Below are 16416 nucleotides of genomic sequence, written 5' to 3'. Positions count from 1 at the left end.
TTCTTGCGGTCGCAGCGGCGGTCGTCACCGCCGCGGCTGCCCATTCGGGGCACTGGGATTGGCGTACCACGTCGGCCACACGGCTGGCACGGAACGACTTCCCATCGCGGCGGGAGACCGAAGGGAGTGGAGGTACACCAATGAGGCAACGCGAACCTGATCCACTGGCAATTGGTGCGGTCGTCGCGGTGTCGGCTGCGGCAGCGGCAGGGGTGGGGAGCCTGGTTGCCGCCATGCTCCGGCGTCGGCGTCCCGAGCCGAAACCAGTAGCTACGATCCCGTCTATGGCCGCGCTCATGGAAGATCCGCGTGTCCGCTCGGTAGCGGAGACGGCGCGGACTGCGCTTGAGCAGGCGAAAGCGACGGTGGGGTCCTCCGATCGGGAGGCGATGCGCCGTGAGCTGGCGCGGCGGGTGGAACCGCTGGTGGCTGCGGCACGGACGGACCTCCCGCCGCTCACCCGAGAGGCCACGCAGCGGGCGTTGCGGGCGGCCGAGCGGCTCCGCGAGGAGGGGACAGTACGCCTCCGCACCGACGTGCAACCGGCCGCGCGCACCCTGGCCCAGGAAGCTGTCGCGGAGGCGGAGGAGATCCTGGCCGCCGCACGGGAGCGGGCCGCCGAGTTGAGTGAGTCGGCAGAGGAGTACCTGCCGCAGGTCGGGACGCGGGCCGCGGCGCTCGCCGGGCTGGTGGCCGGGTCGGCCACCGCGGCAGCACAGCAACTGGGCGACCGACTGGGTGGCGTGATCGAGTCGCGCCGCCGCCCGTCGCAGCGGGGGCGAAAGCCGAGCATGCGGCAGCGTAGTGGAGCGGCGGTCCAGCGGGCCGGCGCGAGTGTCGTGTCGGCGACGACCGAGTCCGCGTTGATCCTCTTCTGGGCCGGTGCGCTGAGTGCGGTGGTGTACTTCGGCGTGCTGAACCAGCAGCAGCGGGAGCGCGTGCGCCGGGCGGTGACCGGCGTGTACCAGCGCGTGCGGCGGATGGTCGAAGACCGCCGCGGTGAGACGGCGTAGCCTTCCCGCTACCGGGAAGCCCTATTCTTCGCGAAGGCGTCGTTGTCTCCCACGTTCCCGCGTATGAAACCCCGCCCGTGGCGGATAACGCCACGGGCGGGGTTCTGTGTCCATCCCTGCGGGACGCGCGATAGCCCGTACAAGGTATTTCGTCTTTGCGGCCGGACCGGTTGCCGCCGACTCTTCGCGCTAGGGAGGAGTCGGCGGCTGACGTCCGGATTCCCGCACGCGCTAGCTGACGCCCTTGACCGCGTCGGCGAAGACGTCCAGGAACTCCTCCGCCTGCTGCTGGTTGATGACCAGCGGCGGGATGACGCGGATGACCTGGTCGCTCGTCCCGGCGCTGATGAGGAGGGTGCGGCGCTCCTGGGCGCGGCGAATGACCTCCTGGGCGGCGGCACCGTTCGGCGCCCCGTTGGGCTTGACGAACTCGACGCCGATCATCAGTCCCATACCGCGCACATCCCCGATGACCGGGAACTCGCTCTGCATCTCGCGGAGCTGGCTCATCAGGAACTGGCCGATACGGGCGGCGTTGCCCGGCAGATCCTCGTCCCGCATGACCTCGAAGGTGGCCACACCGGCGGCGCAGGCAACCGCGTTGCCGCCGTAGGTGCCGCCGTGCGCGCCCGGAGCCCAGCGGTCCATCAGATCGCGGGAGGCGACCACGGCGCTGAGCGGAAGGCCGGAGGCAATCCCCTTCGCCACCGTCACGATGTCGGGGACGATGCCGAACTGCTCGAAGGCCCACATCGTGCCGGAGCGGCCGACGCCGGTCTGGATCTCGTCGGCGATGAGCAGGATGCCGTGCTCGTCGCACAGCCGGCGTAGCCGCTGCATGAAGCCCTTCGGTGCGACCACGTAGCCGCCCTCACCGAGCATCGGCTCGATGATGATGGCGGCGACGTCATCCGGCAGGACCTCGGTCTCGAACAGCGCCTCCAGATCGGCGAAGTAGGCGTCCTCGGCCTTGTCGGGCGGGAGGTTGTAGGGATTGCGGAACGGGTTGGGATAGGGCGCGCGGTAGATGGACGGGACGAGCGGTTCGTAGTGCGCGCGCACCTTGGCCCGCGAAGACGTCAGGGCCATGGCGAGGTGCGTGCGCCCGTGGAACGCGCCACGGAAGGAGATGATCGCCGGACGGCGGGTGGCGATCTTCGCCAGCTTGATGGCGCCCTCGATGGCCTCTGCGCCCGAGTTGCTGAAAAACACCTGGTTCAGCGACGGCGGCATGGTCTCGGTGATGAGCTGAGCCAGGCGCATCATCGGCTCGTGGGCCAGGATGTTCGCCTGGGCGTGGATGATCTTTCCGGCCTGCTCCCGGATCGCGGCCACCACGCGCGGATGGCAGTGACCGGTGTTGGTTACGGCGATGCCGGACGTGAAGTCGGTCCACCGCTCGCCGTGAATATCCCACACGTAGATCCCCTCGGCGTGGTCCACCACGACCGGTGAGTACCGCGACAGAACCTTAGGGATCAATGCAGACGGGTCGAGGTCGTGACCTGGCATCATTTTCTCCTCTCGCTACTGAACAATCAGGCCGGTCACAGCTCCGTCAGAAGGCCGGTGAGCAGGGCCGCCCGCTCGACGAGCCCGGTAACGCTGATGTGTTCGTGCTCGGCGTGGCCGCCGTCGCCCGGGCAACCGAGCCCGTCGATGGTCGGCACGCCCAGCGCTGCGGTAAAGTTGCCGTCGCTGGCTCCGCCGGTGCCCCCCTCTTGCAGGTCGAGCCCGAGGGAAGCGCCGATCTCTCGCGCGCGCTCGAATGCGGCGACGATTGTGGGGGTCCGCTCCATCGGAGGCCGGTTTAGGCCGCCTTCGACCGTGACGCTCGTCCCGGGATGACGCGGGCGGGTCTCGAGGATGGCGGCCACGACGCGCTCGGCCTCGGCCTGGCTCGACACGCGGAGGTCGATCTCGGCAACCGCCTCGGCCGCGATGACGTTCGGTCGCGTGCCGCCGTGGACCACCCCGACGTTGACGGTGGTCCCCAGGTCCAGATCGCTCAGGCTGTGCAGGTAGAGGATCTGGTTGGCGAGTTCCTGGATGGCGCTCGCGCCCTTCTCCGGGTCGGCGCCGGCGTGGGCGGCTCGGCCGGTGATGCGCATGGTGAACATCCCGACGCCCTTGCGGAAGGTCTTGAGCTTCCCTTCCGGCGGGATCGGCGGCTCAAGACAGAGGACGTAGGCGCTATCCCGGGCCAGTTCCTCGATCAGCGGGCGGGAGACGGGGCTGCCGACCTCCTCCTCGGTGTTGATGAGCCACTGGATCGGACGGTGCGGCAGATCGCGCTCGCGGATGAGGCGAATAGCCTCCAGCATCATGGCGACGCTGGCCTTCATGTCGAAGATGCCGGGGCCGCGCGCGATGTCGCCCTCCACGCTGAAGGGCTTGCGGTCGATGGTCCCAAGCGGCCAGACCGTGTCGATGTGGGTCATGACCAGCAGGGGCTTTTCGTCGGCGCTGCCCGTGCCGCCCCAGCGGGTTACGGTCAGGTCGCCGTACTCGCGCTGGGGGTGTACCTCCACCTCCGCACCGAGCGCCCGGCACTGCTCCTGGAGGTAGGCGGCCAGCGCGTCGACCGCCGCCTTGTCGGTGCTTGGGGACTCACGGCGGACCACCTCGCCCACGGTCGCGAGCAGGTGCTCGCGCCGCTCGTGCATCGCCTCGACCAGCGTCATTGTCCTTCCTCTCCCTTGACTGATCCTGTCCCCACATCCGACCCGGTCTGCGGCCTGTGGCTCAGAGTTCATCCGGCCGGCCGTTGCGGTCCTCCTGCGACGGATCGTGTGCCGCCCGGGATACCCCCTCGGACGGCATGGTCGGGAGACTCGGAGCCTGTGTCGCGCGCTCCAGCGCGAAGACGTGCAGGTTGGCCTCCAGGTCGATGTAGCGGTCGGCGATCTCCATCAAGTCCGTCGCAGTATAGCGCGGCGTGGACGCGATCTCGACCCGCAGTCCCAGACGCTGGGCCCGGTCGACCAGGTAGGTGAAGTCGCCGTCGCCGCTCACGATGACGGCCACATCGATGTAGGGCGCCTGGGAGAGAAGATCGACCGCCAGTTCCATGTCCAGGTCGCCCTTGCTGGTGCCGTCACTGTAGCGCCGGAGCGTCTTGGTGATGACGCGAAAGCCGTTGCGCCGCAGCCAGGTGAGAAATGGGACGGCCGTGTTGTCGTCCGGCGCCACAGCCATGTAGGCGTAGGCACGGTGGAGGCGCCGTCCCCCGACGATGAAATCGAGCAGCCGTGTGTAGTCGATCTTGATGCCTAAGTCTCGTGCGGCGAAGTAGAGGTTGGACATGTCGAAGAACACAGCAACCTTGTCGAATTGATCGGGTCGACACATAGGCTTGTCCATCCATCATGTCGGTTGGGTAACGTCGTATTGGCTGCTGGCCCAAACGGGCACTACCGCTCGTGCTGGTGGGACCAGATCGATCTTGGGTGAAGTGGATGCGGTCCGGGCGGGCCACGGGCAGGGGTGCTGGCATCGGCCAAGGAAGGGAAATTCGCCTGGACGGCAACAAATCCACGGGCGATGCTCCTCTGCGCCTCCCGGGGCTACTCGTCCTCCGCTGCTCGTTTGCGGGCTTCGCGCTCCCGCAACTGCTTGTAGTACTTCTTGGGCTTCGGCATCGGCCGGCTCTCCTCGGCCTCGCGCCGAGCCGCGGCCTCGGCGGCTGCGGTGGCGAGTTGCTCTTCGAGGAGTGCCAGGTCGTCGTACACGCCGATGTTGCTGTTCGCGACCGGTGTGCGCATGAGGCGCCGGACGAGTTCGAGCAGCGAGCGGACCTGCGCGCGATCGGCGCCTGGCTGGGAGGCCGTCTTTTCGATCGTGTCGATCAGGCGCAGCGTCTCCGGCCGCGCCTGGTTCGCCTCGAGAAGCTCGCGAATACGCTCCAGTGCGTTGAGGATATTCATGCGCGTCGTCCTTCCCTCTCCGGCGGCAGGCCGCCGGGTTGGTTGCCAACGGCAGTATCCGGGATCGCTGGGACCGGTGCAAGTCGCACCGCCTGCCGCCTGTCGCCTTGCCGCCACCCCACAGATCCCCGCACGGAGCACGCCATGTCGCGGGTGTGCTGTGGCGTGATGGGCGGACGTGCTTTAATCGCGGCGGTTGAGTGCGGGCGCGTCCCGCATGGGAGAGAGGTGGCGATCGGGTGAGCGTGGAGCAGTCCACCGCGCGGGTGTCGACAAAGGACCGGTTCCTCGGCTGTCTCCTCGGCCTGGGGATCGGCGATGCCCTCGGGATGCCGGTCGAGGGTTGGAGTCGGGAAGAGATCGCCGCTCGATATGGGTGGATCGACGGCTACCTGCCGCGGATCGAGGGCGAGACGGAGACCGTGCCCGCGGGTGAGTTCACCGATGCCACCGAGGTCGCGCTCTGCCATGTGGAGGCGCTCATCTCCGCAGGGGGCTTCGTCGACCCCGAGGCGGTCGGCCGCCGGCTGATGCTCCTCGCCCGGGGAGAGAGCCGCCGGTTCCTGGATCCCTTGACCTTGAGTGCGATCGAGCGCATGGAGGAGACCGACCAGTTCCAGGAGGGGGTGGTCGGTGACGGACCGCCGGACGCGACCATCGCTCCGCAGATCGCGCCGGTGGCGTTGATGCACGCGCTCGGGCGGCTGAATGCAGAGGTCTTCACGCGCGAGGTCCTGCGCGCCGGCCTGATTACCCGCAGCCACCCGGAGGCGCTGAACGGTGCGCTGGCGATGGCGTACGCCATCTGGCTCCTGGCGGCAGAGCACATCCCGCCGGACGTGCTGATCCCGGAGGTTGCCGCCTTCATCGACGAGGACGACGTCGCCAAGCGCCTGCGCCTGGCGGAAGCCCTCGCGCGGAACGGCGGGGACCGGGAGCAGGACCTGGCCCACTTGCGGCGCATTGGGACCGACGGCTCGGTCGCTGGATCGGTTGCGGCGGCGCTCTACGCCTTCGTCGTCCACCCCGACGACTTCGCCGCGGCGGTACTCACCGCGATCAACGCGGGCGGTGATACAGCGACGATCGGCGCGATGACCGGGGCGCTGGCCGGGGTCCACCTCGGTGCGACCGCGATTCCGGAACCCTTCGTCGAAGGCCTGGCCGGCCGGGCATACATCCTGGTGGCCGGGCCGAGCCTCTATCGGGCGGCGCAGCTCCGCGCCGGACGCTTCTTCCAGATCCACCGCGGCCTATGAGCGGAGCACAGGTTCGAGCCGTCGTCTTCGACCTCGACGGCCTGCTGGTCGATAGTGAGCCGGTGCAGATCGCCGCCTGGGAAGCCTTCCTGGCTGAACTGGGCCACACCCTCGACGACGCGCTGCTGGCGGAGATGTTCGGGCTGCGCCTGATGGACAGTGCCCGGCTGGTGCGCGATCGGCTGGGCCTGCCCCTGACCGTCGAGGAGGTCATGGCACGGCGGGACGCGCACTTCTTCGCGGCGCTGCCAGGCCGGCTCCACCCGATGCCCGGGGCGCGAGAGCTGGTGGCGGCGCTTCAGGCGCGGGGTGTGCCGCTGGCGCTGGCGACCTCCGGCCACCGGCGCTACGTCGACGTCGCTCTGGCCGCACTGGAGCTGGAGGGCGCGTTCGCGTTTGAAGTTACCGGCGAGCAAGTCTCCGCCGGGAAGCCGGCGCCGGACATCTACCTGGCGGCCGCCGCGGGGTTGGGGCTCCCGCCCGCGGCGTGCGTGGCGCTGGAAGACGCACCCAACGGCGTGGCCGCGGCCAAGGAAGCGGGCATGCGGTGTCTCGCGGTGCCGAACGCGATGACGGCCGACCTGCCCGGGCTCGACCGGGCTGATGCGATCCTCACCTCGCTCGATGCGGTGCTCCCGTGGCTTGACGGGGCAGGGTGGCTCCGCGCCGGTGGTGACGCTGCCCGGTCCGGATGATCGACGCGCGCGTCGTGAGTGCCGTCCGCCCTATTCCTCCGGCTCCCAGGGGTAGACGATCCACTCGTCGGTTTCAGCGGCAAAGTAGTCGGGGGCGTCGCCCGGGAAGTGCGAGCGGGTCGGCTTGAAGTGGAGCACGGCCACCTCCGGGTGCCCGCCGGCGGCGCGGATGCGGTCGCGGACGGCGACGACGGTTCGGCCGCTGTCCCACACGTCGTCGACCACCAGGATGCGCTGGCCCTTGAGCAGTTCGGCGTGGGGGAACTGGAAAAAGCGCGGTTCGTCCAGGGTTTCGCCCACGGTGGTGTAGAACTGCACGGCGGCGACCATGATGTTCCGCATGTCCATCTGCTCGGAGAGGAGGCAGGCCGGGATCATGCCGCCACGGGTGATCGCCAGGAGCGCGTCGTAGTCCGTCGGAAGCTTCTCAGCCAGCACCTGCACCAGGTCCGCGATCTCCTGCCAGGAGAGAATGCGCCGCTCGACCCCGATCTCCACCGTTGCCTCCCGCCGGTCAGACCCCTGCGCGCCACCCCGCGCCCGTTTCCGCGAAGAATACCACGGCTCCGCGCGAGGATCCGTGTCCGTTCCTTAGCACTCGACGCTTGCGAGTGCTAAGCGACCTTGAAGGCGGCAGGTAGGGTGATATACTGAGGGTTATGGTCCCTGCCCGGATGATGCCGGGCAGGAGTGTGTTACCGACCTGAGACACCGGGACAGCCCGCGACCGCACAGGCAGAGCATGACCGCAAAGCGCGACTACTACGAGATCTTGGGCGTCAGCCGGAACGCGACGGCGGAGGAGATCCGGCGTGCCTACCGGCGGCTTGCTCGTAAGTACCACCCCGACGTCAACCGAGAAGAAGGCGCAGAGGAACGCTTCAAGGAGATCAACGAAGCGTACGAGGTCCTGGGGGATGAGGAGCGCCGCGCTGCCTACGACCGCTTCGGCCACGCGGGTGTCTCTGGCGGGTTCGGCGCGGCTGGCGACCCCTTCGGCTTCAGCGGCTCGCCCTTCAGCGACATCTTCGAGACGTTCTTCGGCGGTGGCGGGCGCAGGAGCCGCGGGCCGGTGCGCGGGGCCGACCTCGAGACCTCGGTTGAGTTGACCTTCGAAGAGGCGATCTTCGGGACCGAGAAAGAGGTCGAGGTCACGCGCCTCGAGCTGTGCGACGATTGCCGCGGCACGCGTATGCGCGGGGGCAAGCAGCCGCCTGTCTGCCCGGTGTGCGGCGGCAGCGGCGAGGTCCGCCGGGTGCAGCACACCATCCTTGGTCAGTTCGTCACGGCGATGCCGTGCGACAACTGCGGGGGCGAGGGGCGAGTAATCTCCGATCCGTGCCCCACCTGTCGCGGACGAGGCCGGGTGGCCAAGACGCGCACCATCGCGGTCACGATCCCGGCGGGGGTCGACAGTGACTCGACGCTGCGCCTGACCGGCCAGGGCGAGCACGTGCCGAACGGGACGCCGGGCAACCTGTATGTGCGCATCCGCGTCCAACCGCACCCCTACTTCGTTCGGCAGGGGAAGCAGATCCACCTGGATCTGCCGCTCAACATGGTACAGGCTGCGCTCGGGGCCGAGGTCGAGGTGCCGACCGTCGACGGCCCGGTGGAGCTGAAGATCCCACCTGGGACCCAACCGGGGCAGCAGTTTCGCCTGCGGGGAAAGGGAGTGCCCGACGTCCGAGGCGGTGCGCGCGGCGATCAGATCGTCACCGTGCGGGTAGTGATCCCGACCGAGATCACGCCCGAGCAGCGGGAGCTGCTGCGCAAGCTGGCTGAGACCCTTACCACCCCGGACCTCGAGGACGGTAATCGCCGCGGTTTCTTCGGCAAGATCAAGGACGCGCTCGGCGTCTAGACTCCCCTGGCATAGACCGCTCGTCATTCACCGGGCCGGACTGGCTCCGGCGAGGTCGCCCTTGCCTTCCCGCGTGAAGACGGCCACGTACACCACGCCGACCACCGCGAGCGACACGGCTACCGCGAGGTACAACCACTGGAGCTGCGCCCCACCCGCGATGGCGTAGCCCAGCAGCGGCCCCGTCGCGGCGCCGAGGTCGAGCCAGGTGCTGTACCACCCGAGCAACCGGGCGCGCTGGGCCTCCGGGGCCAGTCCGCCGACGGTCGCATCGAGCGACACCTGGAGGGCAGTCGAGGCGAGGAACAGGGTGATGGCGGTGACGGCGGTCCAGGCGAGCGAAACGGGCAACGCCAGCATTGCCAGTGTCGCGACCTCAACCGCCCCGGCCACGAGTGTGACGCGGACCGGTCCCCAGCGGTCCGAGAGGTGACCGACGACCGGCCCCCACAGGAAGTCCCCAAGGAAGCGCGCTGACAGCAAGACGCCGGTGACGGTGGCTACCCCGAGGGCGATGCCGAGCACCGGGGTGGTCTCGCCGTAGGACCGCAACAGCCACAGGCCAAGCGTGGCGGTCACCAACCCGCTGATGGCCACGCCATGCAGGAAGACTGCGACGGAGACGACGCGGAAGCGGAGCCGGGCGATCCGGGGCATGGACTCGCGGTCGGTCGCTGGCTGATCGCTTGGGATCCGCACCGTCACCTGGCTGGGTCGCTGGGGTGAGGGCGGCCGCTCGCGCAGGACGGCGACGGCGCCGACGATGCTGATCGCGGTGAAAATGAATACCGTCGTCTCGAACCCCAGCAGGTCGGTCAGGAGCCCGCCCGTGAGCACGGCAACGAAGCTCCCGAACCGCACCACGCCGTTGAAGAAGCCCAGGTAGTAGCCGCGATTGCCGTCGCGCGCAGCTTCCAGGGCCGCCAGGTAACCACCGAGGCGTAGGAAAGACCAGCAGACCCCCCACACGGCGCGCGCGATGAGGAGAACGATGAAGCCGAGGCCGGAGGCGTAGGCCGCGGTGGTGAGCGCGGCGACGAACAGTGAGGCCACGAACGGGCCGCGGACGCCGGTGCGCGTCACGACCCAGCCTGCGATGGAATTCGAGACCAGCCGCACCCAGCGGTTGACGCTCAGCAGAACTCCGACTGACGCAACCGCGAGGCCGAGGTCGTCCCAGACGACCGGTAGGACGGCGTAGAGCAGGGAGTCGCCCAGGATCGACGCGGCGACCGCGAGGGACACCGCGACCACCCAACGCGGTGGCAGGCGCGCTCGCAGTCGAGCTCCCATCCGCTCCTCCCTGCTCCCGACGCGTCCGACGCCGTCACAGCTTCATCAGCCCGAAGGCGGCGGCGTAGGTGGGATTATCCCGGCGGAAGGTGTCCGGGTTGACGCCCTTCACGACGGCCATCTGGTAGGCGAGCATCTGCATTGGCACGACCGTCAGGAGCGGCGAGATCATCTCCGGGACTGCCGGGAGTTCGAAGACGGTGGCGTCCGGCACGGCTTCCACGCCTTCGCCGACCAGCCACAGCCGCGCGCCCACGGCCGCCAGCACCGCCGCCACCTCGCGGACGCGCTCTTGCGCCGCACCGGGCACGTTGATGAGCACGACCAGATCATCCGCATTGACCGCCACCATCGGTCCGTGCACGAACTGCTCCAGCGGCAGCCCGTCGATCCAGCCGTACGCGGCCTCGCGCACCTTGATGACCGCCTCGGTGGCGCTCACCGCATTTGGCCCGGCTCCGGCCGCGTAGACCCGGCGGGTCGTCGCCTCGCGGGCCACCGGCAGCACCTCATCCTCACGCGCCAGCACGCCGGCCACTTGATCCGGCAGCGCCTCCAGCGCGGTGCGGAAGTCCGCGGTGGCGGTCGCGCCGCGCTTGTCTCCGAGGCAGGTGGCGACCTGCGCCAGCACGGTCATCGCGCAGAGGTGCGACGACGTGTAGGCGGCCGACTTCTCCCGCTCGACGGTGCGCAGCACGAGCTGCGAGCCGGGGTGCTCGGCAGTCAGGCTGCCGACCGACAAGACGGTGGCTCCCAACGCGACCGCGGCTTCCAGGGCCTCCGACGAGAAGCGCTTCACGCCCGTATGCGCCATCACGATCACGGCGTCGTCCGATTGGAGGCCGAACTGCACCGGGTACCGGGCGAAATCGAAGGACAGGACGGCACGGGCATCGCTGCCGGCTGCCGCGAGCAGCCAGGCCCCGACCTGGGCCGCGTGGTAGCTGGTGCCGATGCCGACCAGGAAGACGCGGCGTGCACCGGCGATTCGCTCCGCGGCATCCTGCGCCGGCTCCCAGCCGGTATCAAGCAGCCGCCGCAGATCGTCCGGCTGGCGGTGCATGGTCTGGTACATCATCGAGTCGGTCGTCGGCGCGCTCATTGATACCTCCCCATCAGCGAGCCGGTGGCACGGTGGGCGCAGGCGCCCATGCCCTCCCTGGCGATCGTTCAACGTCGCACGCGCGCCACGCTACCATACGAACGGCCAGCGCGTACCATCCAATCGCCTGCACGGCCGGCGTCGGGCACCAAGCAGCCTGGCACAAGACTGTAGCGCCTTGGTGGCAGACACTGATGCCCTCGCCAGCGAGGAGCGCGCACGCTGTGGGTGCGGAGTATCGAACGTGTGCCGCAGGTGACTCACGATGGGAGGTGCGACGTGACGTCACCACGAGGGGTGCGTATCGGGCTCATCGCGTTGCAGGTCGTCGGATCCGTCAGCGCGGCAGCCGGAGCGGTCGGGCTGCTCGGCGGTGGCATCGAATATCCCACCGAGTGGCTCACGGGCAGTCCCTTCACGAGTTACACGATCCCCGGCCTTATCCTGGGCGTCGTCGTAGGTGGGAGCCAACTCGCCGGGCTCATCGCCGTCCTCCGACGCCATGATGGCGCACCCCAGCTTTCGGCGCTGGTGGGCGCCATCATGATGGGCTGGATCATCGCGGAGGTGCTCATCGTCGGCTCAATCCCCGGCATCACGCGCAACCTCCAAGTCTTGTACTTCCTCCTGGGCCTGGCGGAAGTGGGGTTGGTCGCCCTCTGGATCCGTGCTCGCGAGTACGCACGGTAGCACGGGGTGGTCATGGGGAGGTCAGCAGAATTGTGCTGCCGATCCGATTGACCGGCATGTCCTGCTCAGGACCTTCAGACTGCGTGACGCGGTTCCGGGCCGCGGCATGTGTCCGGGGCGCGTGGTGCGAGGGGCCCTGAGGCATGGTCACGGCCCTGGGGTCATGGAGGTTGACGACATAACCCGGCATGCCGGCCGCTCCGTCTCCCGCCCGCATCAGTCGGCTCGGGCGGCCACAGACCGGATCCGCGACGGGTGGCGAGACGGGTCCCGCACCGCGACGGGTGCCCGGGGCTAAAGCCGCCGGGCTACGAAGCGAAGCCCACTGAAGGGGTTGGGAAGATGGCGCCCGATGGGAAGCCGGATCACCACCGCCCCGGTGTGGCCATTGTAGCCCCTTCAGTGGGCTTACCCACTATTCAGCCCGGCGGCTTTAGCCCCGGGCACGGGCCGGGATGCGGGATCCGTCGCAGCACCCGCCCCGGAACGGGATCACCGCGCGGGGTCCGTCGCACCACCCATCGTGCATCCCTACGTCGGCGCGGTACCAACCCGGGTGCGGCTGACGCCGCGCGATACCAAAGCGGCGGCTCGGACCGCCGCCCTCCAAAGCGAGAGCGCCTGGACTGTACAGCCCAGGCGCTCCTGTTTCGTGGGCGGGAAGGCAGGGATTCGAACCCTGGGAGGACTTAATTCGCCCTCAACCGCTTAGCAGGCGGCCCCATTCGACCACTCTGGCACCTTCCCCGGTATTCGTTTGTCGGCGGAGAGGGAGGGATTCGAACCCCCGGACCTTTCGGTCAACTGTTTTCAAGACAGCCGCCTTAAACCACTCGGCCACCTCTCCGCGGCACCCGGCCGACCAGCTTCGACGGCAGCCGTGGGCGGGTAGACCGGGATCGTGGGGCCACGCGTTGCCGCTGTCGGCATGTCAGTATAGCAGAGTTACCGGATGCCTTCAATCGGCGCGGAACCGGTGCTGCCCCGGTTCGGCCCCCCTCTCCCAACCTTGGGAGAGGGGCCGGCGGTGAGGGCCGGGCGGGCGCGCCAGCCGGTCAGAAGACCGGCTGGCGGCCGATGACTTCCTGGCCACCCATGTAGGGGCGCAGGACCTCCGGGATCTCGATCGTGCCGTCCTCGCGCTGGTAGTTCTCCATGATGGCGATCAGGGTGCGCGGGAGGGCGAGCCCCGAGCCGTTCAGGGTGTGGACGAACTGGGGCCGTGCGCCGTCGGCTGGCCGGTAGCGGATGTTGGCCCGGCGCGCCTGGAAGTCCCGGAAGTTCGAGCAGGACGACACCTCCAGCCAGTCCTGGCTACCGGGTGCCCATGCCTCCAGGTCGAACTTCTTGGCGGCCGTGAACGAGAGGTCGCCGGTGCACATCTGCACGACGCGGTAGGGGATGTTGAGCCGCTGGAGGACTTCCTCAGCGTTCGCGACCAGCGAGTTCAGTTCGTCGTCCGACGTCTCGGGCGCGACGAACTTGACCATCTCGACCTTCTCGAACTGGTGGACGCGCTTGATCCCACGCACGTCGCGCCCGGCCGAGAGCTGCTCCCGGCGGAAGCAGGGCGTCTGGGCGACGTGGTAGATCGGGAGCGCGTCGGCATCCAGGATCTCGTCGGCGTAGAGGTTCGTCACCGGTACCTCGGCGGTCGGGATCAGCCACAGGTCCGACTCGTCGTCGCGGTAGAGGGCGTCGCCGAACTTGGGCAGGTTGCCGGTGCCGATTAGGGCGTCGGGGCGGACGAGGACCGGGGCGTACAGTTCGGTGTATCCGTGCTCGCGGACGTGCAGGTCGATCATCCAGGTAGCCAGCGCCCGTTGGAGGCGCGCCATGTCCCCGCGGAAGAAGTAGAAGCGCGAGCCGGACACCTTGACCCCGCGCTCGAAATCGATCAGGCCCAGTTCCTCGCCGATCTCCCAGTGCGGGCGGACGGGGTAGGGGAAGTCGCGCGGCTCGCCCCAGTGGCGGACGACCACATTGGCCGATTCGTCCGGCCCGACCGGCACGTCGGGGTCGGGCAGGTTCGGCACCTGGAGCAGGAGGTCTCTGAGCGCGGCGTCCGTCTCGGCCACCTGTGCGTCGAGTTCCTGGATCTTGTCCCCGAGGCCGCGCATCTCCGCGATGCGGGCGTCGCGCTCCGGTCCAGGGGCAAGCCGGCTGATCTCTTTCGACCCGGCGTTGCGGCGGGCCTTGAGTTCCTCGACCTCCGCCAGGAGCGCCCGGCGACGTTCGTCCAGCTCGAGGATCTCGTCGATAGGTGCTTCGGTGTTGAGCTTGGCGAGCGCCTCGCGCACGAGATCGGGCTGCTCGCGGATCAACCGCAGGTCAATCATGGTCGTCCCTCCACCACAGCGGTCGGCTGACAAACGGACGGCCCTACGCACGTAGGGCCGGAGCGGGCGACGGCAGCATGGGCTCGCCCCGCTCAGCCACTACTGCTGGCACTTTTCAACGGCTCGTAGCCAGGGATGAACGGCAACCAGTCGGGATTGACGCGGGAGTTGAGCGCCCGCTGGATGGTGTAGTAGCGGCCCGGGCGCGGCTCGAACGGCTCGCGGCGCAGCGTCAAGCGCGCCTCGGCGAGCGTCTTCCCGCCCTTGCGGTGGTTGCAGACGCGGCAGGCGCTGACGAGGTTGGACCAGGTATGGCCGCCACCGCGGGATCGCGGCACGACGTGGTCGATGGTCAGGTCGTGGGTCCGCGTGCCGCAGTACTGGCAGGTGTAGTCGTCGCGGATGAAGATCTCGCGCCGGCAGAGCTTGACGCGCGGGCGTGGCCTGCGGATCAGGTAGGCGAGGCGGATCACCGAGGGCGCGTCGAATCGCTGGCGTGCCGAGGCCACGGTGACATCGTACGCCTCGAGTACCTCGGCCTTGCCGCTGAGGACGAGGACGATCGCGCGGCGCAGGTTGCAAACGTTGAGCGGCTCGTAGTTGTGGTTCAGGACCAGGACCGGGTGGTGCCCGTTCAGGTGGTTCCCGTTGGTGTGCTGAGTTACCTGTTGGTCATCCAAGGGGCGCCTCTGTTCGTCCGTATGAATCCGCTTCGGGAGACGCTAAGCCGACTCAACTATAGCAAGTGACAAACCTATACACAACGCGACGGGGCGCGCAGCAGGGTTGGGATGCGCGCCCCGAGTCGACCTGTTTGTGACCTGGTTGACCACCCGTCGGGCCTGGCAGCCCGTGACCCGCGGCGGGGTAGCGCTGTGACCAGCCAGGCTAGTCAATCCGGACGAAGGCGCGCTCGCCGTCAAGGTCGATTCGGGTGCCGTACGGCTCCGACAGGGCGGCAAAGCGCTTCAGGATGGCCTCCGCATGTGCGCCGGTCGCGAGTCGTGGTTTTCCTCGGCGATGACTCGGCTCACCGTGTCCAAGCGAGACGGGGACGATTTCGATCTTGGTGACGCGTCCCTCCGCGAGGTGGCAGATGGGTACGACGGTTTCCCAGTAGCGGGAGTCTGCCGGGAAGCCCTTGCGGTCGTCGTCGTGGCGGATGCGATACATCTCGCTGGGGGTCCGGCTCGGATCGATGCGGAAGCGTTCGTAGGAGTCGGACGGGATTTTCAGCGTTAGCTCGTTCTGGCCGAAGAAGTTGCCGAGGCTGTAGAAGATCGGCTTGCCCCGATAGCACTCCATGCCGCGTAGCAGGTGCGGACCGTGGCCCACGACGACATCCGCGCCCTCGTCGATCATGCGATGGGCGAAGGTGCGGATGAAGGCGGCAGGTTCCTCGCGGTCGCTGCCCTGCTCGTGTGCGTGCAGGCTGACCAGGACGAAGTCGGCGCGGGCGCGCGCCTCGCGGACCCAGGTGGCGATGGCGTCGAGATCCTTGGCCTTCGGAGTCGTGTGCACCGCAACGCGGTCGGCCGCGCGAAAGTTGGTGTCGAGGAAGGGGAAGATGTCTGGCGAGTCGGGCGGGAAGGCGAAGCCGAGTTGGATGCGCTCCAGCCGCTGGCGCTCGAGGCCCAACTCCTCCGCGATCCGCCGCAGCGTCTCGAGTTGGTCAGGGAGCACGTCGTAAATGGTCTCGTAGCGGAGGGGGTTGAGTCCGGGACGACCCAGCATGTCGGGCCGCTGCTCGGATGCTTCCTGCCCTGGGGCGAAGGTGGAGGCACAGGAGATCATCGCGATGCTGCCCCTGGGTGAGTCGAGGTACACGGGCATGCGTGCCTCGGCGAGGTTGCGGCCGATCCCGGCGTAGGCGACGCCCTTGCGCTCCAGGATGTCGATGAGCGCGAGCAGCCCGGCGATGCTGTAGTTGAGCGAGTGGTTCGTCGCCGTGGCGAAAAGGTCGAAGCCCATATCGACGAGTTCGTCGATGACCCAGGACGGCGCGCCCAGGTGCGAGCCGCCGCTTTCGTAGGCCGGGTACCCCTGGAAGTCGTTCGGGACCACCTCCAGGTTGGTGAAGGCGACGTCGGCCTCACGGATGATCTGCCGGAGCTGGTCGAACGGGCTACCGGGCGGGGCCGCGAACCGGCGCGTAATGATGCTGTCTCCGGTCAGGGCGAGCCGCAACGGCTGGTGATCTGTCACGGCGGACCTCCCTCATCCCCTTCGTGGCCA

The 16416-nt window shown here is 68.6% G+C and carries 15 protein-coding genes and 2 tRNA genes; 5 read left to right on the top strand and 12 right to left on the bottom strand.

Translation table 11 applies throughout. The features are described 5' to 3' along the window. Positions 1-140: 140 nt before the first annotated feature. Positions 141-1013, top strand: coding sequence for a hypothetical protein (locus tag STHE_RS08315; RefSeq protein WP_012872121.1), 873 nt, complete (start codon positions 141-143; stop codon positions 1011-1013). A 231-nt stretch (positions 1014-1244) separates the two neighbouring features. Here the strand turns inward: STHE_RS08315 and STHE_RS08310 are convergent, their stop codons facing one another. The 4 genes from STHE_RS08310 to STHE_RS08295 form a co-directional block, all read right to left on the bottom strand. Next, positions 1245-2525, bottom strand: coding sequence for an aspartate aminotransferase family protein (locus STHE_RS08310; protein WP_012872120.1), 1281 nt, complete (start codon positions 2523-2525; stop codon positions 1245-1247). Between the two features lie 35 nt (positions 2526-2560). Next, positions 2561-3697 carry a M20 family metallopeptidase gene (locus tag STHE_RS08305; protein ID WP_012872119.1) on the bottom strand — a complete coding sequence of 379 codons (1137 nt, stop codon included), beginning with the start codon at positions 3695-3697 and terminating at the stop codon, positions 2561-2563. A gap of 61 nt (positions 3698-3758) precedes the next feature. Next, complete coding sequence (locus STHE_RS08300; protein ID WP_012872118.1) at positions 3759-4364, bottom strand: LabA-like NYN domain-containing protein; 606 nt, start codon at positions 4362-4364, stop codon at positions 3759-3761. Positions 4365-4579: 215 nt separating this feature from the next. After that, a complete protein-coding gene (locus tag STHE_RS08295) occupies positions 4580-4939 on the bottom strand; it encodes a hypothetical protein (RefSeq protein ID WP_012872117.1) in 360 nt (119 codons plus the stop codon). 239 nt (positions 4940-5178) lie between these two features. Here STHE_RS08295 and STHE_RS08290 point away from each other — a divergent pair, with 239 nt between their 5' ends. Both STHE_RS08290 and STHE_RS08285 read left to right on the top strand, forming a co-directional pair. Next, positions 5179-6198, top strand: coding sequence for an ADP-ribosylglycohydrolase family protein (locus STHE_RS08290; RefSeq protein WP_012872116.1), 1020 nt, complete (start codon positions 5179-5181; stop codon positions 6196-6198). Continuing rightward, a complete protein-coding gene (locus STHE_RS08285; RefSeq protein WP_012872115.1) occupies positions 6195-6893 on the top strand; it encodes an HAD family hydrolase in 699 nt (232 codons plus the stop codon). Before STHE_RS08290 ends, STHE_RS08285 begins: the two co-directional genes overlap by 4 nt. A gap of 30 nt (positions 6894-6923) precedes the next feature. On the opposite strand, the gene STHE_RS08280 is transcribed toward STHE_RS08285, so the two are convergent. After that, positions 6924-7391, bottom strand: coding sequence for a phosphoribosyltransferase (locus STHE_RS08280; RefSeq protein ID WP_012872114.1), 468 nt, complete (start codon positions 7389-7391; stop codon positions 6924-6926). 244 nt (positions 7392-7635) lie between these two features. Between STHE_RS08280 and dnaJ the strand changes: the two genes are divergently transcribed. Beyond that, complete coding sequence (gene dnaJ, locus STHE_RS08275; RefSeq protein WP_012872113.1) at positions 7636-8757, top strand: molecular chaperone DnaJ; 1122 nt, start codon at positions 7636-7638, stop codon at positions 8755-8757. A gap of 27 nt (positions 8758-8784) precedes the next feature. On the opposite strand, the gene STHE_RS08270 is transcribed toward dnaJ, so the two are convergent. Beyond that, positions 8785-10050, bottom strand: a complete 1266-nt coding sequence (locus STHE_RS08270; protein WP_012872112.1) for an MFS transporter — start codon at positions 10048-10050, stop codon at positions 8785-8787. 34 nt (positions 10051-10084) lie between these two features. Then, the gene (locus tag STHE_RS08265; RefSeq protein ID WP_012872111.1) at positions 10085-11152 is read right to left on the bottom strand and encodes an SIS domain-containing protein; all 1068 of its coding nucleotides are present in this window, start codon (positions 11150-11152) and stop codon (positions 10085-10087) included. 279 nt (positions 11153-11431) lie between these two features. On the opposite strand from STHE_RS08265, the gene STHE_RS17915 reads away from it, so the two are divergent. Next, positions 11432-11842: a hypothetical protein gene (locus STHE_RS17915; protein WP_012872110.1), complete on the top strand. Its 411-nt coding sequence runs from the start codon at positions 11432-11434 to the stop codon at positions 11840-11842. A gap of 657 nt (positions 11843-12499) precedes the next feature. On the opposite strand, the gene STHE_RS08255 is transcribed toward STHE_RS17915, so the two are convergent. From STHE_RS08255 to STHE_RS08235, 5 genes are all read right to left on the bottom strand, one after another. Then, positions 12500-12589 (bottom strand) — tRNA-Ser (locus STHE_RS08255). Between the two features lie 17 nt (positions 12590-12606). Continuing rightward, positions 12607-12689: transfer RNA gene (locus STHE_RS08250), tRNA-Ser, on the bottom strand. Between the two features lie 208 nt (positions 12690-12897). Continuing rightward, positions 12898-14181, bottom strand: coding sequence for a serine--tRNA ligase (gene serS, locus STHE_RS08245; RefSeq protein WP_012872108.1), 1284 nt, complete (start codon positions 14179-14181; stop codon positions 12898-12900). A 92-nt stretch (positions 14182-14273) separates the two neighbouring features. After that, positions 14274-14861: an HNH endonuclease gene (locus STHE_RS08240; RefSeq protein ID WP_012872107.1), complete on the bottom strand. Its 588-nt coding sequence runs from the start codon at positions 14859-14861 to the stop codon at positions 14274-14276. A 208-nt stretch (positions 14862-15069) separates the two neighbouring features. Then, a complete protein-coding gene (locus tag STHE_RS08235) occupies positions 15070-16386 on the bottom strand; it encodes a CapA family protein (protein ID WP_012872106.1) in 1317 nt (438 codons plus the stop codon). Positions 16387-16416: the final 30 nt, after the last annotated feature.

Source organism: Sphaerobacter thermophilus DSM 20745, assembly GCF_000024985.1.
Taxonomy (GTDB): domain Bacteria; phylum Chloroflexota; class Chloroflexia; order Thermomicrobiales; family Thermomicrobiaceae; genus Sphaerobacter; species Sphaerobacter thermophilus.
This window is presented reverse-complemented; position numbering and strand designations above follow the sequence as displayed.